Origin of the sequence: Streptococcus sp. 1621, from assembly GCF_013276615.1 — a bacterium.
Classification (GTDB): Bacteria; Bacillota; Bacilli; order Lactobacillales; family Streptococcaceae; genus Streptococcus.
Window position 1 is genome coordinate 1 of record NZ_VMLJ01000001.1, and the last position, 19,415, is coordinate 19,415.

The 19,415-nt window shown below is 42.7% G+C and carries 18 protein-coding genes; 9 read left to right on the forward strand and 9 right to left on the reverse strand.

The window, feature by feature from the left end:
* Positions 1-76 precede the first annotated feature (76 nt).
* On the reverse strand, positions 77-514 hold the full coding sequence (locus HT697_RS00005) for an Rrf2 family transcriptional regulator (protein ID WP_001166796.1): 438 nt from the start codon (positions 512-514) through the stop codon (positions 77-79).
* Between the two features lie 75 nt (positions 515-589).
* Positions 590-1,432: a metallophosphoesterase family protein gene (locus HT697_RS00010; protein WP_164226489.1), complete on the reverse strand. Its 843-nt coding sequence runs from the start codon at positions 1,430-1,432 to the stop codon at positions 590-592.
* 111 nt (positions 1,433-1,543) lie between these two features.
* Here HT697_RS00010 and HT697_RS00015 point away from each other — a divergent pair, with 111 nt between their 5' ends.
* Positions 1,544-2,194, forward strand: a complete 651-nt coding sequence (locus HT697_RS00015; RefSeq protein WP_054384446.1) for a metal-dependent transcriptional regulator — start codon at positions 1,544-1,546, stop codon at positions 2,192-2,194.
* 163 nt (positions 2,195-2,357) lie between these two features.
* Positions 2,358-2,771 carry a hypothetical protein gene (locus tag HT697_RS00020; RefSeq protein ID WP_078465556.1) on the forward strand — a complete coding sequence of 138 codons (414 nt, stop codon included), beginning with the start codon at positions 2,358-2,360 and terminating at the stop codon, positions 2,769-2,771.
* Between the two features lie 38 nt (positions 2,772-2,809).
* Here HT697_RS00020 and dtd read toward each other — a convergent pair whose 3' ends face one another.
* Together dtd and HT697_RS00030 are read right to left on the reverse strand one after the other, a co-directional pair.
* A complete protein-coding gene (gene dtd, locus HT697_RS00025) occupies positions 2,810-3,253 on the reverse strand; it encodes a D-aminoacyl-tRNA deacylase (protein WP_173219879.1) in 444 nt (147 codons plus the stop codon).
* 29 nt (positions 3,254-3,282) lie between these two features.
* Positions 3,283-5,505, reverse strand: coding sequence for a bifunctional (p)ppGpp synthetase/guanosine-3',5'-bis(diphosphate) 3'-pyrophosphohydrolase (locus tag HT697_RS00030; protein ID WP_173219876.1), 2,223 nt, complete (start codon positions 5,503-5,505; stop codon positions 3,283-3,285).
* Positions 5,506-5,784: 279 nt separating this feature from the next.
* On the opposite strand from HT697_RS00030, the gene HT697_RS00035 reads away from it, so the two are divergent.
* The 3 genes from HT697_RS00035 (at position 5,785) to HT697_RS00045 (ending at position 7,165) form a co-directional block, all read left to right on the forward strand.
* Positions 5,785-6,099 carry a hypothetical protein gene (locus HT697_RS00035; protein ID WP_016397434.1) on the forward strand — a complete coding sequence of 105 codons (315 nt, stop codon included), beginning with the start codon at positions 5,785-5,787 and terminating at the stop codon, positions 6,097-6,099.
* A gap of 86 nt (positions 6,100-6,185) precedes the next feature.
* Positions 6,186-6,413, forward strand: coding sequence for a hypothetical protein (locus HT697_RS00040; protein ID WP_316043872.1), 228 nt, complete (start codon positions 6,186-6,188; stop codon positions 6,411-6,413).
* Positions 6,414-6,535: 122 nt separating this feature from the next.
* The gene (locus HT697_RS00045) at positions 6,536-7,165 is read left to right on the forward strand and encodes an MBL fold metallo-hydrolase (protein WP_173219873.1); all 630 of its coding nucleotides are present in this window, start codon (positions 6,536-6,538) and stop codon (positions 7,163-7,165) included.
* A gap of 127 nt (positions 7,166-7,292) precedes the next feature.
* Here the strand turns inward: HT697_RS00045 and pepO are convergent, their stop codons facing one another.
* Complete coding sequence (pepO, locus tag HT697_RS00050; protein WP_173261572.1) at positions 7,293-9,185, reverse strand: endopeptidase PepO; 1,893 nt, start codon at positions 9,183-9,185, stop codon at positions 7,293-7,295.
* A gap of 177 nt (positions 9,186-9,362) precedes the next feature.
* Here pepO and HT697_RS00055 point away from each other — a divergent pair, with 177 nt between their 5' ends.
* The 4 genes from HT697_RS00055 to tpx all read left to right on the forward strand — a co-directional run bounded on the left by HT697_RS00055 (position 9,363) and on the right by tpx (position 12,505).
* Positions 9,363-10,085 (forward strand): metal ABC transporter ATP-binding protein, encoded by a 723-nt coding sequence (locus tag HT697_RS00055; protein ID WP_173261575.1) that lies wholly within the window; start codon positions 9,363-9,365, stop codon positions 10,083-10,085.
* Entirely contained in the window at positions 10,082-10,930 is an 849-nt protein-coding gene (locus HT697_RS00060; RefSeq protein WP_000559787.1) for a metal ABC transporter permease, read from the forward strand. Before HT697_RS00055 ends, HT697_RS00060 begins: the two co-directional genes overlap by 4 nt.
* A gap of 31 nt (positions 10,931-10,961) precedes the next feature.
* On the forward strand, positions 10,962-11,891 hold the full coding sequence (psaA, locus tag HT697_RS00065; RefSeq protein WP_054392830.1) for a metal ABC transporter substrate-binding lipoprotein/adhesin PsaA: 930 nt from the start codon (positions 10,962-10,964) through the stop codon (positions 11,889-11,891).
* Positions 11,892-12,013: 122 nt separating this feature from the next.
* A complete protein-coding gene (gene tpx / locus HT697_RS00070) occupies positions 12,014-12,505 on the forward strand; it encodes a thiol peroxidase (RefSeq protein ID WP_000256026.1) in 492 nt (163 codons plus the stop codon).
* Positions 12,506-12,598: 93 nt separating this feature from the next.
* On the opposite strand, the gene HT697_RS00075 is transcribed toward tpx, so the two are convergent.
* The 4 genes from HT697_RS00075 to HT697_RS00090 all read right to left on the reverse strand — a co-directional run bounded on the left by HT697_RS00075 (position 12,599) and on the right by HT697_RS00090 (position 19,383).
* Positions 12,599-15,307 carry an FtsX-like permease family protein gene (locus HT697_RS00075; protein ID WP_173261579.1) on the reverse strand — a complete coding sequence of 903 codons (2,709 nt, stop codon included), beginning with the start codon at positions 15,305-15,307 and terminating at the stop codon, positions 12,599-12,601.
* A gap of 1 nt (position 15,308) precedes the next feature.
* Entirely contained in the window at positions 15,309-16,010 is a 702-nt protein-coding gene (locus HT697_RS00080) for an ABC transporter ATP-binding protein (RefSeq protein WP_061439708.1), read from the reverse strand.
* Between the two features lie 216 nt (positions 16,011-16,226).
* Positions 16,227-18,638: a glycoside hydrolase family 95 protein gene (locus HT697_RS00085; RefSeq protein WP_173261582.1), complete on the reverse strand. Its 2,412-nt coding sequence runs from the start codon at positions 18,636-18,638 to the stop codon at positions 16,227-16,229.
* Positions 18,639-18,690: 52 nt separating this feature from the next.
* The gene (locus HT697_RS00090) at positions 18,691-19,383 is read right to left on the reverse strand and encodes a phosphoglycerate mutase (protein ID WP_000240129.1); all 693 of its coding nucleotides are present in this window, start codon (positions 19,381-19,383) and stop codon (positions 18,691-18,693) included.
* Positions 19,384-19,415 lie beyond the last annotated feature (32 nt).

Consider the following 19,415-nt stretch of genomic DNA (forward strand, 5'->3'; position numbering starts at 1 on the left):
TAGCTTCCTAGTTTGCTTTTTGATTTTCATTGAGTATAAAAACCTTTTCATAAGCTTTTTTGTTTTAAAGAAAAAATCACTCCTTCATCTGACTCTCTGCATCAGCCACGACTTGCTCTAAACTGGTCTGACCAAGTTCAGCCTCCATAGCCAGCTGAATTCTCTCCAATTTTTGATCCAAAACATCATGAATATGAGCTCCAACTGGGCAATTTGGATTTGGATTGTCATGGAAACTAAAGAGTTGACCGGTCTTACCAAGACACTCAACCGCTTGATAAACATCTAAAAGACTAATGTCCTTGAGATCCTTGACAATCTCTGTTCCGCCCGTTCCACGCGCTACTGAAATCAGCTCTGCCTTCTTCAACTGGGACAAGGTTTTTCTGATAATGACAGGATTGACCCCGACACTAGCAGCCAGAAAATCACTGGTCACCTTGCTTTCCTTCCCCTTGAGGGCAATAATAATCAGCATATGAGTCGCAATGGTAAATCTACTTGGAATTTGCATCCTCTTCTCCTTTTTATGAGGCTAGCCTGCCTCTACTCTTCTTTTTCTATTATTATACCCTTTTCAGTTGTAATGTCAATCGTTACCACTTTTCAACCAAGCATCTAATTCCCTATCATAACCCTCTTTCTGGGCCAATTCTCTCAAAAATTCCTGATGATGAGTATGGTGGATCCCATTGACCAGACTTTCATAATAAACCTCAAAATAGGGAAGTTTGAGGTCTTTAGCCAACTGCAATTCAGCTGCCACATCGTAGTCTACCCGTCGGAAGTCCATATCTACCAAGCCCTTGTCATCAAACTCCAAAATCATATACTGGGCCCGCAAGTCCTTCCGTAGCTGAGCGTCTAAAAAGAAAGGTTGCCCAATCGAACCAGGATTGACAATCAATTGTCCACCAGTCCCGTAACGAAGCAACTGCTGGTGAATATGACCATAAACAGCAATATCGCAAGGCGGATTGGTCACCAAGCGATCAAAATCCTCTTGCGCTCCAGTATGAATCAACTCTCGTCCCCAATTCTTATCAGGAAGATGGTGGCTAATTCCTACCGTCAAATCCCCAAACTGACGATGGATCTGGAGTGGTTGATTATGGAGCAGTTCAATTTCTTCTAGGGAAATCTCCTCTAGAACATACTGGCACTGGCGCAAGAGATAGCGTTGGCTGGGACGAGTACTATCCAATTCCTTACGGATACCATGCCACAGACTATCTTCCCAATTTCCCAAAACTCTAGCTGTAATCGGTAGTTGAGCCAACAAGTCCAAAATCCTTCTACGCCCTGTCCCTGGCATGAGAATATCTCCCAAAAGCCAGTATTCATCCACTCCTCGCTGCCGAGCATCTGCCAAAACAGCCTCCAAGGCGGTGGTATTTCCATGAATATCTGAAAGAAGAGCTATTTTCGTCATATCCATCTCCTCGTTTTTTCTCTTGCAATAAGTATAACATAAAAAGTCACAGCTAGAGAAATCTAGCTTTTTTTGATATACTAGATAAAGATATTAGACAAGAGGAAGCGAATGACCCCGAATAAAGAAGACTATCTAAAATGTATTTATGAAATTAGCATAGATTTGCATAAGATTACCAACAAGGAAATTGCTGCCCGCATGCAAGTCTCTCCCCCTGCCGTAACTGAAATGATTAAACGGATGAAGAGCGAAAATCTCATCCTCAAGGACAAGGAATGTGGCTATCTACTGACTGACCTCGGCCTCAAATTGGTCTCTGAGCTCTATCGTAAACACCGCTTGATTGAAGTTTTTCTGGTTCATCATTTAAACTATACGAGTGACCAGATTCACGAGGAAGCTGAGGTATTGGAACATACTGTCTCTGACCTCTTCGTGGAAAGACTGGATAAATTGCTTGGATTTCCCAAGACCTGCCCTCACGGAGGAACCATTCCTGCCAAGGGAGAACTCCTAGTTGAAATCAATAACCTCCCACTAGCTGACATCAAGGAAGCTGGCTCCTACCGCCTGACTCGGGTGCATGATAGTTTTGACATTCTCCATTATCTGGACAAGCACTCACTTCACATCGGTGATCAGCTCCAAGTCAAGCAGTTTGATGGCTTCAGCAACACCTTCACTATCCTTAGTAAAGACGAGGACTTACAAGTAAGTATGGACATTGCAAAACAACTCTATGTCGAGAAAATCAACTAATTTCTCCAATCCCCTACCAACCCTGAAAGTTTGATTTTCAGGGTTTTCTTATCTATTTTTTATATCAAAAAAGATAGTAAACGCTTTCACACTCCAACTAAATATTGTATAATAATTATATTCAATATTACGTCACTAACAGATGAAAAAAGGAGGTTTTAGCATGAAAAAAATCATCTTCATCAAAACCATTGAGCTCCTTGCCATCGATGGAATTATGCTGGCATTTTTGACATTTAAAGAGGGGCTCACTTGGGATTGGATTTTAATTTATAGTGGTTGGCTCATTTTCTTTCACCCTGTGCTATTGGCCTATCTTTCAAACCAGCTTTGTGACCACTTTAGTCACCTCTATTCCCAGATTAGACCAAAATTCTGGCATTTTGCCTTACAAATCCTTCTATGGGATAGCCTGATGATTCTCTCCTTGATATGTTTGAGTGGTGTGCCACTTCTCCTTCAGGGAACTCTCCTAATCCTAGGACATCTCATCTCTTCCTATCGCATAAGCCAAAGACTGAAAAGAGACTTCCCAAAAGCCTATCAAGAAACGATTTCATTTTGGAGTATTTTATGATAGATGAGAAAAACCAAGCCGACTGGGCTTGGTCTTTCTTATCTATTTTTAGTATCTAGGATAATGGTAACTGGTCCGTCATTGACCAGCTCAACTTGCATATCCGCTCCAAAGATACCTGTCTGAACGGGTACTTCTTGCGCTAATTTTTGATTGAAAGCGTCATAGAAGTCTGATGCCATATCAGGCTTGGCTGCACCTGTAAAGGCTGGACGATTGCCTTTCTTAGTATCCGCAAAGAGGGTAAACTGAGAAATAGAAAGGAGTTCTCCTTCAATATCTTTGACAGACAGGTTCATCTTGCCTTCTGCGTCTGAAAAAATCCGCATGTTGACAAGCTTTCTCACAGCATAGTCCAAATCTTCCTCTTGGTCCTCTGGTCCTACACCAACCAGCAATAAGAGCCCCTGATTGATTTTCCCCTGAATCTGACCTTCGATACTCACTTGGGCTTTTGTAACCCGTTGGATAATGATTTTCATAATAGCCTTTCTAGTAAGAGCTCGGGCAATTAACCGTTAGTCCGTTTGACAGAGTAGACTTCTGGCACACTCTTAATCTTGTCCACAACCGTGGTCAATGTAGAGAGGTTGGCAATGCCAAAGGACACATGGATATTGGCAAACTTCATATCCTTAGTTGGTTGGGCGTTGACTGTTGATATATTCTTGGTTGTGTTTGAAAGAACTTGCAGTACATCGTTCAACAGTCCTGTACGGTTGAGACCGTAAATATCAATATGGGCCATATACTCCTTATTTGAGTTTGAGTACTGGTCTTCCCATTCCACATCAAGGAGACGTTGCTCGTAGTTTTCTTGGGCACGCAGGTTCATACAGTCCACACGGTGAATAGCCACACCACGGCCCTTGGTAATATAGCCGACAATATCGTCACCAGGAACAGGATTACAACACTTGGCAATCCGCACTAGGAGACCTGAGGCACCTTCAATGACCACACCACCCTCATGCTTGACCTTGAGGGTTTCTTTGTTTTCAACCTTGACTTCGCCACCCTTGACAAGTTCTTCTGCCTCCGCCTTGGCCTTGGCACGTTCTTCCTCACGACGTTCCTTTTCAGTCAGACGGTTAAAGACAGTAATAGCTCCAATTTCTCCAAAACCAATAGCCGCAAAGAGGGATTCTTCTGTCTTGTAGCTGGTCTTTTGTAGAACTTGGTCCATGTGGCGCTTGTCCATGAATTTATTTGCCACATAGCCGTTTTCTTGGAACTGGGCCATCAACATCTCACGACCCTTGTTGACTGACAGTTCCTTATCTTGGTTTTTAAAGAACTGACGAATCTTGTTACGCGCCTTGCTGGTCTTGACCATATTGAGCCAGTCACGGCTAGGACCAAATGAATTCGGGTTGGTGACAATTTCAACCTGATCCCCAGTTTTTAACTTGGTTGTCAGAGGAACCATACGACCATTGACCTTGGCACCAGTCGCTTTTTCACCAACCTTGGTATGGATTTCATAGGCAAAGTCAATCGGTCCTGAATCTTTGGGAAGAGAACGGACAGCTCCATCTGGGGTAAAGACGTAAATCTCCTCAGCCAGATAGTTTTCCTTGACAGAGTCCACAAATTCCTTGGCATCATCAGCCTGGTCTTGGAGCTCCATCATCTCCTTGATCCAGTTCATCCCAATAGCAGATTCCTTGCTGTTAACCTGCCCCTTAACGCCTTTCTTATAAGCCCAGTGAGCCGCAACCCCGTACTCAGCCACCTCGTGCATGGCCTTGGTCCGAATTTGGAACTCAATCGGTCCTTTTGGCCCATAAACTGTCGTATGGATAGACTGGTAACCATTGGCCTTGCGGTTAGCGATATAGTCTTTGAAACGACCAGGCATCGGTTTCCAAAGTTCATGCACATAACCCAACATGGCGTAAACATCACTTTGGGTGTCTAAAATACAACGAATGGCAATCAGGTCATAGATTTCCTCAAACCGTTTTCTCTTGTCCTGCATTTTGCGGAAAATCGAGTAAATATGCTTGGGACGACCGTAAATCTTCCCTTTTAGGTGACGATCTGTCGTATATTCCTCTAATTTTGTGACCACCTCATCCACCAAGGCTTCACGCTCCCTGCGCTTTTCCTTCATCATATGGGTAATCTTGTAAAACTCCGTTGGATTGAGATAACGGAAAGACAGGTCTTCCAATTCCCATTTGACACTGGAAATCCCCAGACGGTGGGCAAGTGGGGCATAGATTTCCATGGTTTCTTTGGAAATGCGCTCCTGCTTGTCTTTTCGAAGGTGCTTTAGGGTCCGCATATTGTGCAAACGGTCAGACAGTTTAACCAAGATAACACGGATGTCCTCAGACATGGCCATGAGCATCTTACGATGATTTTCCGCTAATTGCTCCTCGATTGATTTGTACTCGACCTTACCAAGCTTGGTAACCCCATCTACGATTACCCGCACATCAGGACCAAACTCTCTTTCCAAATCGTCCAAGGTCGCATCTGTATCCTCCACCACATCGTGCAAGAAACCACAAGCTACCGTTACAGCATCTAGCTTGAGTTTGGCTAAAATACCTGCCACTTGGATAGGGTGAATGATATAAGGCTCGCCTGATTTGCGATACTGACCACTGTGGCAATCCACCGCATAGACCAAGGCCTTATGGACAAAATGGACATCCTCTTCTGTTAAATATTCTTTGGTTAAAGCGACAACTTCTTCGCCTGTTAAATTCACTTCTTTTGGCATCTCTACTCTCCAATTCTTCCTACCATTTTATCACTTTTTTAAGAATATGAAAACTAGATTGGAACAGAATAGGAAAAAAATATTTCAGAATTGCTTGACAATTCTGAAATATTTTTTTATAATACATTGTACAGTTAGATTTTCTATTTAGGTGATAGAAGGAGAGATAGAAGAACGGAAACCATATTGTAACCTAAATATAATTTAACTCCCTATCCTTATCACCTTTTCATTCAAGTCAATATAGTTGAATGACGTCGTTTTACAAAGGAGTATTCTATGAAAAAAACTGTACTAACACTATTAGGAGCTACTGCTCTATCTATTACCGTTCCAATCACTGCTGCTGAAACTAGTACAACAAATAACTTTGAAGGTCCTCGTTATGAGCGTATATATTCTCATCGTTATAGTAAAACAGTAACAAAATACTATAACGATGATGGTTACATCCCACCAACTATCTACTATTCAGAATATAATGATAGTTTCCATTCAACCTTCAAAGGAACACTTGAAATAGACAGTGTACGAAGATCAAACGGTGGGACTCGTGTCACATACACTGGTACCTTGACTGGATTTTGGAATTAAAAATCCTCAAGATGCTTTCTTTTATCCTTTAGTTTATAAGGAGAACGCCTATGAAAAAAACTGCTATTTCTATCTTTTCTCTCCTAGTGTTAGGAGTTTGCTGCCTGTTCCTATTCAGCCAGCAAGGCTATAAAAAAACAGTCGTTCAATACTATGCTAACGACCAGAACCTGCCCAATAGAATAACTTATAGTGAATATAGTGACAAACGAGAAGCCAACTACGGTGGCACTCTAAACATCACATCTATCAAACAAGCTAATGACGGAGTTTATGCAACCTATGAAGGGCAATTGACACCTCTCCAATATTGATAAATTGATAACCAGCCTGTCTTCATCTAGTCATGCTGGTTTTTAAGTTCATCCTAAATCCTTACCTATTCTCCCTAACTGTGCTATACTTATTTAGTACATTCTTTGAGATTGGAGCTAATATGAAAATCCATAAAACCGTCAATCCTGTTGCCTATGAAAACACCTATTACCTGGAAGGCGAAAATCACCTTATCGTAGTAGATCCTGGTAGTCATTGGGAAGCCATTCGTCAGACAATCGAGAACCTCAACAAACCGATCTGCGCTATTCTCCTGACCCACGCCCATTATGACCATATCATGAGTCTGGACTTGGTTCGCGAGACTTTTGGCAATCCTCCTGTCTATATCGCAGAGAGCGAAGCCAGCTGGCTCTATACTCCTGTCGACAATCTCTCTGGACTTCCCCGCCACGATGATATGGCAGATGTGGTCGCAAAACCGGCTGAACGCACCTTTGTCTTTCACGAAGAATACCAACTGGAGGAATTTCGTTTCACTGTCTTGCCAACACCAGGTCACTCCATCGGCGGTGTTTCTATCGTCTTTCCTAATGCTCACCTAGTCTTGACAGGTGATGCTCTTTTCCGTGAAACAATCGGACGGACCGACCTTCCAACTGGTAGCATGGAACAACTCCTCCATAGTATCCAGACTCAACTCTTCACCCTACCAAACTACGATGTCTATCCAGGACATGGTCCAGCTACGACCATCGCCCATGAAAAGACCTTCAATCCCTTTTTCTAGTAAGATGGTGACAATGACTATCGCATTTTAAGTACATTATCCAGCAGTCTTTCCACTATAAAAGGCATCCTATCAAGGTTTTCACACCTGATTGGATGCCTTTTTTCTGATGACTAAATTTTTTGCCTTACCAAATAATCACGCGCGCTTCTGGTGAACGCCACATACCGTCTCCTTCTTTGACATCATAGGTTGTAAAGAAATCATCGAAGTTTGGTACTTGCACATTGACACGGAGTTTGGCTGGTGCGTGCACATCGACGCTAGCCAAAAGTTTCATAAATTCTGGTCGACCTTTCATGCGCCAGATGCGACCAAAGTTGTAGAAGAATTCTTCTGCTGAGAAGTCTGGTTCTCTCTTAGCTGCTTCAAGCGCTGCTGCGATTCCTCCCAAGTCAGCCACGTTTTCTGACACAGTCAATTTACCGTTAATGGTTGCTCCATAAGAATCCTGACCATCAAACTGGTCAATAACTTTCTGTGTTTTCTCCTTGAAAGCAGCATAGTCGCTCTCTGTCCACCAATCCTTGAGGCTACCATTTTCATCAAAGGAAGCTCCGTTGGTATCAAAGGCGTGGGAAATTTCATGGGCAATAACTGCCCCAATACCACCGTAGTTAGCAGAAGATGACTGATGCAAGTCATAGAAAGGTGCTTGTAAAATGGCCGCTGGGAAGACAATTAGGTTCTTCTGTGGATTGTAGTAAGCATTGACCATATGAGCAGGCATACCCCATTCCTTATAGTCCACGGGCTGGTTCCACTTGCTCCAACTGTGCTTGATTTCCACACGCGCAAAGGCTAGAGCATTGTCAAAAAGACTAGCCGTTTCATCCACTACCTTGTCCTTATAACGTTCTGGCAATTCTTCTGGGTAACCGATATAAGGCTTGATGACATTGAGTTTAACGATGGCCTTGTCACGAGTTTCAGGAGTCAGCCAGTCATTCTTAGCCAAGCGTTCCTTATAGACATCAATCATAGTTGCCACTTTTTTCTCCACATCCGCCTTAGCCTCTGGAGAGAATTTTTCATGGGCATACCAGAGACCCAAAGCTTGTTTGAAAGGACCTTGTGCTAGCTGATAGGCTGCCTTGACCTTATCTTTGGCTTCTGGAACTCCTGAAAGCGCACGGCTATAGGCACCTGACAAGACACGGATTTCTTCTGTTAAATAGCTGGTTGAGAGATTCACAACACTTAAAATTAAGGTTGCCTTGAGGAGAGGCCAAGCCTCTTCACTATAGAATTGGTCTGCTGCTTGCCAGAAACGTTCCTCGTCTACAATAACCTTGTCTGGTACTTGCCCAATAACGGCTTGGAAGAAGTCATCCAAAGGTAGGGCAGGTGCGAATTTCTTGAAATCTTCATAAGCATATGGATGGTAAAGTTTAGCATACTCTGAACTTTCTTCATTAGAGAGCACCACTGTCGCAACTCGGCGGTCCAATTCTAGTCTTTTCTCTAGCAAGTCTTCAATTTCTTCATCAGAGAAATCATAAGCCTTGAGGAGATTTACGCTGCTTTCTTTCCAAAGAGTCAAAAGCTCTTCTCGCTGAGGATGGTCTTCAGCATAGTAGGTCGTATCTGGAAGGATCGTGCTTGGAGCGCTAGCCCATAGAACATTGATTCTAGCATCCATAAAGTCTGGCGATACACCAAAAGGAAGGAAATTAGGTTTTCCTGCAAGCTCAAACTCTGCTAGTTTAGCTGTAAAATCCGCAAAAGTCTCCAATTCTTGGAATTCTTTAAGAAGTGGTAAGACAGGTGTGATACCGTCAGCTTCTCTCTTGTCAAAATCACGAACTAGGCGGTGATATTTGACAAAGTTTGCCAAGATAGCATCCTCAGGCACCTCTTCTCCTGCCAACCACTTGTCTGTTGTCGCCAGCATCAGATCTTCAATTTCCTGGTCTAAATCAACAAAACCTCCCGTTTGAGACTTATCTGCTGGAATTTCAGCTGTCTGTTGCCATTCCCCATTGATAGCATCATAAAAATCATCTTGATAACGTGTCATCTTGTTCTCGCTTTCATTTGTACTTGTTTTTAGCTTAACAAAAATTGCTTGGGAATGCAATTAAAAATGAACGGATGTTTCCCATTGTTTTTCAGTTATTATTTTAATTTTTTCAAAAATTAACTTGACTTAATTTTTTTTTTAATGTATATTAAGAGACAGGAGGAATATAAGTTTATGATACGTATCGAAAACCTCAGTGTCTCCTACAAAGAAACGTTGGCACTTAAGGATATTTCACTAGTGCTCCATGGACCGACAATTACAGGTATCATTGGCCCAAACGGTGCTGGAAAATCAACACTATTAAAAGGTATGCTGGGAATTATCCCACATCAAGGTCAGGCATTTCTCGATGACAAGGAAGTTAAAAAATCCTTACACCGAATTGCCTATGTCGAACAAAAAATCAATATCGACTACAACTTTCCCATCAAGGTCAAGGAATGCGTCTCGTTAGGACTCTTTCCCTCTATCCCTCTCTTTCGCAGTTTAAATGCTAAACATTGGAAGAAAGTGCAAGAGGCCCTTGAAATTGTCGGTCTAGCTGACTACGCTGAACGTCAAATCAGTCAACTGTCTGGAGGTCAATTCCAGCGGGTTTTGATTGCCAGATGTTTAGTTCAGGAAGCCGACTATATCCTCTTGGATGAACCCTTTGTTGGGATTGACTCTGTCAGTGAGGAAATCATCATGAATACGCTGAGAAATCTGAAAAAAGCTGGAAAGACGGTTCTCATCGTCCACCACGACCTCAGCAAGGTTCCCCACTACTTCGATCAAGTCTTGCTTGTCAATCGAGAAGTGATTGCCTTTGGTCCAACCAAAGAAACCTTTACCGAAGCCAATCTCAAAAAAGCTTACGGTAATCGACTATTTTTCAATGGAGGTGACCTATGATTGCAGAATTTATCGATGGATTACAAAAATTCCATTTCTTACAAAATGCCTTGATAACAGCTATTGTCGTCGGAGTCGTAGCTGGAGCTGTGGGATGTTTCATCATTCTACGCGGGATGTCACTCATGGGAGATGCTATTTCACATGCTGTCTTGCCAGGTGTAGCCCTCTCCTTCATCTTGGGCCTTGACTTCTTTATCGGAGCCATTGTCTTTGGATTGCTAGCTGCCATCATCATTACCTACATCAAGGGGAACTCGATTATCAAAAGCGATACCGCCATCGGCATTACCTTTTCTTCTTTCTTAGCCCTCGGTATCATCTTGATTAGTGTCGCTAAAAGTTCAACTGACCTTTTCCATATCCTTTTTGGTAATATCTTGGCCGTCCAAGATACGGATATGTTTATTACTATGGGTGTGGGGGCAGTCATTCTCTTGTTAATCTGGATTTTCTTCAAGCAACTCTTGATCACTTCCTTTGATGAACTCTTGGCTAAAGCCATGGGAATGCCTGTCAATTTCTATCACTACCTTCTCATGGTACTCTTGACTCTCGTGTCTGTGACAGCCATGCAAAGTGTCGGAACTATCCTGATTGTAGCCATGCTGATTACCCCAGCTGCAACTGCTTATCTGTATGCTAATAGCCTGAAAAGCATGATTTTCCTTTCCTCAACCTTTGGAGCGACAGCTTCAGTTTTGGGGCTCTTTATCGGCTATAGCTTTAACGTTGCGGCAGGTTCTAGTATCGTGCTTACAGCCGCTAGTTTCTTTCTCATTAGCTTCTTTATCGCTCCAAAACAACGATATTTGAAACTAAAAAATAAACATTTGTTAAAATAAGGGGTAAAACCCCAATAAATTGGAGGATCTAATGAAAAAATTAGGTACATTACTCGTTCTCTTTCTTTCTGTTATTGCTCTTGTAGCATGTGCTAGCGGAAAAAAAGATACAGCTTCTGGTCAAAAACTAAAAGTTGTTGCTACAAACTCAATCATCGCTGATATTACTAAAAATATTGCTGGTGATAAAATTGATCTTCATAGTATCGTTCCGATTGGGCAAGACCCACACGAATACGAACCACTTCCTGAAGATGTTAAGAAAACTTCTGAGGCAGACCTCATTTTCTATAACGGTATCAACCTTGAAACAGGTGGCAATGCTTGGTTTACAAAATTGGTAGAAAATGCTAAGAAAACTGAAAACAAAGACTACTTTGCAGTCAGCGAAGGCGTTGATGTTATCTACCTTGAAGGAAAAAATGAAAAAGGTAAAGAAGACCCACACGCTTGGCTCAACCTTGAAAATGGGATTATCTTTGCTAAAAATATCGCCAAACAATTGAGCGCCAAAGACCCTAACAACAAGGAATTCTATGAAAAAAATCTCAAAGAATATACTGATAAGTTAGACAAACTTGATAAAGAAAGTAAGGATAAATTTAATAACATCCCTGCTGAAAAGAAACTCATTGTAACCAGCGAAGGAGCATTCAAATACTTCTCTAAAGCCTATGGTGTCCCAAGTGCTTACATCTGGGAAATCAATACTGAAGAAGAAGGAACACCTGAACAAATCAAGACCTTGGTTGAAAAACTTCGCCAAACAAAAGTTCCATCACTCTTTGTAGAATCTAGTGTGGATGACCGTCCAATGAAAACTGTTTCACAAGACACAAACATCCCAATCTACGCACAAATCTTTACTGACTCTATCGCAGAACAAGGTAAAGAAGGCGACAGCTACTACAGCATGATGAAATACAACCTTGATAAGATTGCTGAAGGATTGGCAAAATAAGCCTCTGAAAAACGTCATTCTCACATGAGCTGGCGTTTTTTCTATGCCCACATTTCCGGTCAAATCATTGGAAAATTCCGGCTGTTTCAGCTAAAATGGAAGAAAAAAGATTGGAGTATCCTATGGTAACTTTTCTCGGAAATCCTGTGAGCTTTACAGGTAAACAACTACAAGTCGGCGACAAGGCGCTTGATTTTTCTCTCACTACAACAGACCTTTCTAAAAAATCTCTGGCTGATTTTGATGGCAAGAAAAAAGTCTTGAGTGTCGTGCCTTCTATCGATACAGGCATCTGCTCAACTCAAACGCGTCGCTTTAATGAAGAACTGGCTGGACTGGATAATACGGTTGTCTTGACTGTTTCAATGGACCTACCATTTGCCCAAAAACGTTGGTGTGGGGCTGAAGGCATTGAAAATGCCATCATGCTCTCAGACTACTTCGACCATTCCTTTGGACGTGATTATGCCCTCTTAATCAATGAGTGGCACCTATTGGCACGCGCAGTCTTTGTCCTCGATACTGACAATACTATTCGCTACGTTGAATACGTGGACAATATCAACTCTGAACCAAACTTCGAAGCCGCAATTGCAGCTGCTAAAGCCCTATAGAAAAAAATCCTCTGTCACAAAGAGTTCCCTGCTCTTTGAAACGGAGGATTTTTTACAAGTAAATTCAAGTTCGATCTGATAAAAACAACTAAATTACTCTACAGATTTCAAGGCTTCAAGCATATCAACCTTTCTCAGATGATAATTGACAAAGAAACCAAGCAAGGTCAAAATGGTGCTTACTGCTGCCACTGGGATTACATAGACTTCCCAGCCTACCTGCGGATAAAAGAGAATAGTCGCAGGCGAAATCATTTGAATCAAAAATTGGTGTAAATAGAAACCAGCTACCAGACCAAGTACGATTCCCACAAGGGACATCACAATCGTCTCACGGTAAATGTAGAGGGTGACTTCATTATTATGAAAACCGAGCACCTTGATAGTGGAGAGTTCACGGATTCTCTCAGCCACGTTGATATTGGTCAGATTGTAAAGGATAACAATAGCCAATAGAACCGACACGATGACTAAAATGGTCATGGTCTGATTGAGTGAGCTAGCGACAGAGTCAAAGAGTCGGATGGCTGAAGCATTCTGGACAACGCTGGACACCGCAGATTGATTCATAAGCAAGCCTGCCTGCCTTTCGATACTAGTAGCACTGGTATCCCTTAGCGAGACCAGATAAGTATTAGCTTGCGGCACCTGTCCGTAAAGTTGCTCATAGCTAGCCTGACTCATATAAATAAAGTGACCAACGTAGTTCTCAGCAATGGCAGCGACCGTTAGTTCCTTACCTTCAATTTCTAGAGTCTGCCCAACCTTGACATCTGCCAGCTGAGCCAGTTTAGCTGTAATAATGACCCCATCTTTTAATGTCAGCTCCTGCTGATGGTCTTGCAGATGCATAAAGGGAGTCAAATCTTCCTTCTCTGTCCTCATAAGGGTAATGGTCTGAAGACTAGCCTTACCTTTGAAATCCTTGTCTAGCGTCTTAGAATAAATTTTCTGGTAGGCTTGAATATCATGTCCTTTCAACATCTCTTCCAGTTCTGCCTTGTCCTGATTGGTCGCACTAGGATTTTCAGAGACAATCATTTGATACTGTTGGATTTGTTGAAACTGTCTAGACGGAACTCCTGCTACAGAGGATTGAATTCCCAAACCGGCAAAGAGCAGAGCGACTGAACCTGCCACACCAAAAATCGTCATCGACATCCGCTGTTTATAACGGAAGATATTACGGGCTGTTACCTTATGGGTAAAACTGAGACGACGCCAGATAAAACCGATGCGCTCCAGTAAGATTTTAGCTCCTTTAACAGGAGGTTTAGGCAGTAAAAGCTGGGCTGCTTCATCATGAAGTTCCCTCCGAGCCACCAGATAGGCTGGTAACACACTCGCCAACCAACTCAAACCAAGAGCCAGTAAGCTATAGCTCCAATAGAACTGAATCTGGATTTCTCCCACCACCATGCCTTTTGTAATGACACTTGAAATTACACCGGCTAGTAAATAATGTCCAAGTATACTACCTAGAGCTGTTCCTACAGTCCCAGCTACTAGACCGTAGAGGAGAAATTTGGCGATAATATCCTTACTGCGATAACCCAAGGCCTTAAAAATCCCTGCATGTGTTCGCTCTTCATCCACAAAGCGAGTCATAGTTGTAAAGGTCACCATGGCTGCTACAGCATAAAGCACTACAGGAAAGATATTGCCTACTGCCCGAATACTGGCTGAAGCATTACTGTACATGAGGTAGCCTTGACCGCCAGGCATGGTCTGACGATTATAGACTTGATACTTGGGCTCAGCTAAATCATCCAAGACTTGCTGATGTTTTTCTAATTTTTCCTTTTCTTGGGCTAAATTTTGTTCAGCCTGCTTTAGTTTGTCCTCTTCCTTGCCCAATTCCTGCTTGGCTTGGGTAAGTTGAGCACGGGCCTGCTCTCTCTGAGCTTGAGGAAGCAAGGCTAGTTGACTTTCTTGAGCCAGTATACGAGCTTGAGCAGCTGCTAAACGACGCTTGCCTTCCTGCAAATTAGTCTCAGCCTTGTCAAGGGCCTCTTGGCCCTTGTCGAGAGACTCTTGCCCTTCTTTTTTCAAGAGTTGCAGACGTGCCTTGCCATTATCTGATAGAACTTGTTCAAGTTCTTCCTGATGTTGCTTGGATTTTTCTTCATAAGCTGATGAAAAAGCATTTAAGCCTGCTAAATCTTGATATTTCAAACGAGCTATATTATAGACTTTCTGATCAAACTGACTAGGTAAAATCACCCCATAGGCTGTCAGAGTCCCACTTCCACTTGCTGCGTAGCCCATATCTCGCTGGGAGAGGATTTCAGCTGAATCCACAAAACCAGTAATGGTATAAGTATGGTCTTTTAAAGAGGAATGACCCTCTTCTTTTTCTTTAAAACTAATCTCCTGTCCCACACGATATTGGCCTTGCAAATGACTTGCCAAGGCGATTTCCTTATCTGACTGAGGAAGTCGTCCCTCTCTTAGCTGAAAGGTTGAAATTCGCTCTGATTTGGAGTACAGCCGAATGGCATCCTGCCCATTCTCCATAGTCACATCTGTCAAATAGCCAAACTCAACCTCTGCGCCCTCTATCTGTTCTAGTTCTTCTTGATCTGCTTGATCCAAACCATAATTAGACATAACTGCCAAATCCAAGGTTTTAGCAGTTGTTAAATAAGCATTAGCTGTCGCCTCCATGTTGGGACTGGTTACTTTGAGGCCTACTAAGGCTAGAGATCCCAACATCATCAGGATCAAGATGGATAAAAAACGCCCCTTGGAGCCTGTGAAGGACTGAATTAAGTCCTTCCAATAAGTTTTTCGCTTGATCATGCTAGTACTCCAAACTGTCAATATCCTGAGGATGCTGGTTGAGCACCACATCCTTAACACTGGCATCGTGCATATGAATCACGCGATCAGCAATGGGCGCCAAAGCTCCATTATGAGTCACGATAATCACCGTCGCTCCCTTTTGACGAGACATATCTTGAAGAATCTTCAAGACTTGCTTGCCTGTCTGATAATCCAAGGCGCCTGTTGGTTCGTCACAAAGAAGAATTTTAGGATTTTTGGCTACCGCGCGTGCAATGGAGACTCGCTGTTGCTCCCCTCCAGAAAGCTGAGCTGGAAAGTTATTGAGACGATGAGCCAGACCTACATCTGTCAAGACCTGTTCAGGATCCAAGGCATCCGTCACGATTTCAGAAGCCAGTTCCACATTTTCCTTAGCAGTCAAATTGGAAACTAGGTTATAAAACTGAAAAACAAAACCGACATCATTGCGGCGGTAATTGGTTCGCTGGTGGGAACTATAGTCTGCAATATTGGCACCATCAATCCAGATTTCCCCCTCATCATTGGTATCCATTCCCCCTAGGAGATTGAGAACTGTTGACTTACCTGCACCAGATGCACCAAGGATAATAACCAATTCACCCTTCTCAATCTCAAAATTCACATCACGATTGGCCACAATCTCCGTGTCCCCAACCTGATAACGCTTGTAACAGTGTTTCATCTCAATATAAGCCATCAGACCCACCCTCTCTTAAACAAATTATACTCCTCGAAAATCTCTTCAAAACACTGTTTTGAGCAACCTGCGGTTAGCTTTCTAGTTTGCTCTTTGATTTTCATTGAGTATTACTTCCTATTACCATTATAACGCTTTTTCAACTAGTTGGAAACTGCTTATATTCTTAAATCCTTATTAAAAGGCAGTCTCAAACTACTGCCTTCCATCATCTTCTTAAAAATAAAATTGAACCAGATCACCTTCTGCTGTTGCTACCGAAATACAATCTTTCCCCATGCATTTCGCTTTTATTTTTTCTTGATTCATTTTAATCACACTCTTCTCAATATCTGGATAAGAAACTCGCAAATCTCCTCCACTCCTTGATAAAATGGTCAACTGTAAGAGTTTTTTATTCTCCCACCTCATGCTCACTTCAAAATGTCCACGTGCCATTAAGCCTGAAACAGAACCTGTTGACCAAGCATCAGGTAGGGCAGCTAGAGGCACCAGATAAGCTGTATGAGACTGGAGCAACATTTCCGCCATGCCACTAGTAGCACCAAAATTACCATCTATCTGAAAAGGAGGATGGGTGCACCAAAGATTGGGCAAGGTGGATGTCTTTAACTGCTCTGCTAATAATTTATGGGCTCGATTGCCATCTCCTAGACGCGCCCAAAGATTGATCTTATTAGCCTTGGACCAGCCTGTGCCGCCATCTCCACGATCATTGAGGCTAGCACGCGCCGCTTCAAGATACTCTTGCCCCTTATGACTAAAGAGAGTTCCAGGATAGAGTCCCACCAGATGAGAAACGTGCCGATGCTGGGCCTCCACTTTTTCATTTTGAAAATGCTGCTCTTCCTCCTCATACCACTCCCTGATTCGACCAGATTGAGTGATTTGAAGAGGATTAAGCAAGTCAAACTTCTCCTTGACCTCAGTCAACAAATCCCCATCCAGCCCCAATTCTTGAGTAGCCTGAATAAAATCATAGAATAATTGCCAAATCAGAGATTGGTCATAGGTATTGCCAATCGAAATCGGACCATGTTCTGGCGAGTAAGACGGAGAAGACACCCAACGCTGCGCCTGCTGATCCTCATGTAAAAAATCATTCCAAAAATGAACCGTTTCCCTCAACATGGGATAAATTTTCTCCCTGAGATAGTCTTGGTCCCTGTAAAATGAGTAGAGCTCATAAACCGTTTGCATCATCCACGCATTGGCAGCTGGTGACCATCCCCAATAGTAATCCCAACCAGGTGCCGTCCAGCCAAAAGGAGTCGCTTGGGTATGGACTAACCAACCATTCTCTTCCCCTTTCTGAGAAACGATTCCTGCATACCTTGCAGCTGCTAGGCGACCATAGACACGCAAATCATCGATATAGTTGATGACTGGAAAAGCCGTCTCTAGGAGATTGGTAACATAGGCTGGCCAATAATTCATCTGCAGGTTGATATTCAGGTGATAGTCCGAATTCCAAGGAGGATTATCGACCGCATTCCAGACTCCTTGCAGGTTAGCTGGTAGCGAATCTGGGCAATCTCTAGAAGAACTAATCAATAAATACCGCCCATACTGGAAGAACAGTTCCTCCAAAGCCTGCCCTTCTTGTGGCTTATAATTTCTTAGCAACACATCTGTAGTAGAGGCGTCAACCTCAGCCCCCAAATCCAATTGAACACGTTGGAATAAGGCTTGGTAGTCCTCAATATGCCTTGATTTCAATTGGGCATAGCCCTTTTCTTTAGCTGTGTCCACCAAGTCTATCACCTGTTGCTCTAAATCTAGTTTCTTGCGATAATTGCTAGCAGGATTTTGGGCAAAATCCGTCTTAGCTGCCAAGAAAAGATTGGCATAACTGGCTCCTGATATCTGAACCTTATCTGACCAAACTCTAATGTCTCCATCCGTTTCCCAAGCTAAACAGCTAGCAAACCGCTGATCATTATCCTTAACTCTTCCCTTCATCAAGATATGAGAATCAGTAATATCCAGCTGGCACTCCTTGTAATCAGATTTTTCCTGCTCATACTTTCCATCAGAAGCCAAATCACAGGTCAAGGATAGTTCTATAGTAAAATCTAGAGTTTCCGCCCCTTCCTTAATAAAACGCTGAACCAAGAGATTATCTGGAAAACTCACAAAAGCTTCACGTTCAAATCGCGTTCCCTTATAGGCATAAGAAGTCGTCGCAAGTGCCTTACTGATATTCAGCTGTCTCTGGTAATCCGTCACCTGAGACAAAGTCTTGCCTTGATTACTAAACTCAATGTGAATATCCCCAAAGGACAGATAGGTCCCATATTGACTCGTTTTTGGCCCGACCAGATGATGTTCAGCCAGTTCCTTAGCAGTATTGCAGTCTCTCTTCTCCAAAGCCTGCCGAATCTCAGCTAAAAAACCATACTGGTCCTGAAGATTTCCATCTTGATAATCTGAACTATCAGGAAGTGGACCTCCAGACCAGAGACTTTTTTCATTGAATTGAATCCGTTCAGCCCCTACAAGCCCAAAGACTTTAGCCCCTAGAGAACCATTACCTATCGGTAAGGCCTCTTCTTCCCAACCCTTATATGTTGTCGACGCTGGTTGCTTGTAGGCCAATACATAATCTTGTTTTTTATTCCTTATCATACTACCATACTAACATAAAAAGCCTAGAAATCAATCCTAGGCTTACAATTTTTTATTTTCCAAGGTAGTATTCAGAAACGACGTTCAATTTTTCGTCAAATTCGAATACCAATGGTGGGAAGTTAGGAATTTCCACGTCCATGATTTCGTCATCTGACAAACCTTTGATGTGTTTTACAAGGGCACGGATTGAGTTACCGTGAGCTCCTACGAATACGTTTTTACCATCTTTAAGAGCTGGAGCGATTTTATCTTCCCAGAATGGAAGGGCGCGTTCCAAAGTCACTTTCAAGTTTTCAGCATCTGGGATAACTGAGTCGTCAAGTGAAGCGTAACGACGGTCTGTGTGAGCTGAGTGCTCATCATCACGGTCCATGTTTGGAGGCAATACATCGTATGAACGACGCCAGATGTGAACTTGCTCATCACCAAATTGTTCAGCAGCTTCAGCTTTGTTTTTACCAGTCAAACCACCGTAGTGACGTTCGTTCAAGCGCCATGATTTTTCAACTGGAACCCACAATTGGTCAGAAGCTTCAAGAGCCAAGTTCGTTGTTTTGATAGCACGTTTCAATACTGAAGTGTAAGCTTGGTCAAATTCGATACCAGCTTCTTTGATCAATTTACCAGCGTCAATCGCTTGTTGTGTACCTTTTTCAGACAAATCAACATCAGCCCAACCAGTGAAAAGGTTAGCTTTGTTCCATTCAGACTCACCGTGGCGAGCAAAAACCAATTTTACCATTAGATGGATTCTCCTTTAAATTTTCCGAGGTT

Excerpts from the sequence above, each read along its gene's own strand:
- HT697_RS00075 (WP_173261579.1), bottom strand. The coding sequence starts at position 15,307 with ATGATCAAGCGAAAAACTTATTGGAAGGACTTAATTCAGTCCTTCACA.
- dtd (WP_173219879.1), bottom strand. The coding sequence starts at position 3,253 with ATGAAAATCATTATCCAACGGGTTACAAAAGCCCAAGTGAGTATCGAA.
- HT697_RS00020 (WP_078465556.1), top strand. The coding sequence starts at position 2,358 with ATGAAAAAAATCATCTTCATCAAAACCATTGAGCTCCTTGCCATCGAT.
- psaA (WP_054392830.1), top strand. The coding sequence starts at position 10,962 with ATGAAAAAATTAGGTACATTACTCGTTCTCTTTCTTTCTGTTATTGCT.
- tpx (WP_000256026.1), top strand. The coding sequence starts at position 12,014 with ATGGTAACTTTTCTCGGAAATCCTGTGAGCTTTACAGGTAAACAACTA.
- HT697_RS00055 (WP_173261575.1), top strand. The coding sequence starts at position 9,363 with ATGATACGTATCGAAAACCTCAGTGTCTCCTACAAAGAAACGTTGGCA.
- HT697_RS00060 (WP_000559787.1), top strand. The coding sequence starts at position 10,082 with ATGATTGCAGAATTTATCGATGGATTACAAAAATTCCATTTCTTACAA.
- HT697_RS00090 (WP_000240129.1), bottom strand. The coding sequence starts at position 19,383 with ATGGTAAAATTGGTTTTTGCTCGCCACGGTGAGTCTGAATGGAACAAA.
- HT697_RS00085 (WP_173261582.1), bottom strand. The coding sequence starts at position 18,638 with ATGATAAGGAATAAAAAACAAGATTATGTATTGGCCTACAAGCAACCA.
- HT697_RS00045 (WP_173219873.1), top strand. The coding sequence starts at position 6,536 with ATGAAAATCCATAAAACCGTCAATCCTGTTGCCTATGAAAACACCTAT.
- HT697_RS00005 (WP_001166796.1), bottom strand. The coding sequence starts at position 514 with ATGCAAATTCCAAGTAGATTTACCATTGCGACTCATATGCTGATTATT.
- HT697_RS00030 (WP_173219876.1), bottom strand. The coding sequence starts at position 5,505 with ATGCCAAAAGAAGTGAATTTAACAGGCGAAGAAGTTGTCGCTTTAACC.
- HT697_RS00010 (WP_164226489.1), bottom strand. The coding sequence starts at position 1,432 with ATGACGAAAATAGCTCTTCTTTCAGATATTCATGGAAATACCACCGCC.
- pepO (WP_173261572.1), bottom strand. The coding sequence starts at position 9,185 with ATGACACGTTATCAAGATGATTTTTATGATGCTATCAATGGGGAATGG.
- HT697_RS00080 (WP_061439708.1), bottom strand. The coding sequence starts at position 16,010 with ATGGCTTATATTGAGATGAAACACTGTTACAAGCGTTATCAGGTTGGG.
- HT697_RS00015 (WP_054384446.1), top strand. The coding sequence starts at position 1,544 with ATGACCCCGAATAAAGAAGACTATCTAAAATGTATTTATGAAATTAGC.
- HT697_RS00035 (WP_016397434.1), top strand. The coding sequence starts at position 5,785 with ATGAAAAAAACTGTACTAACACTATTAGGAGCTACTGCTCTATCTATT.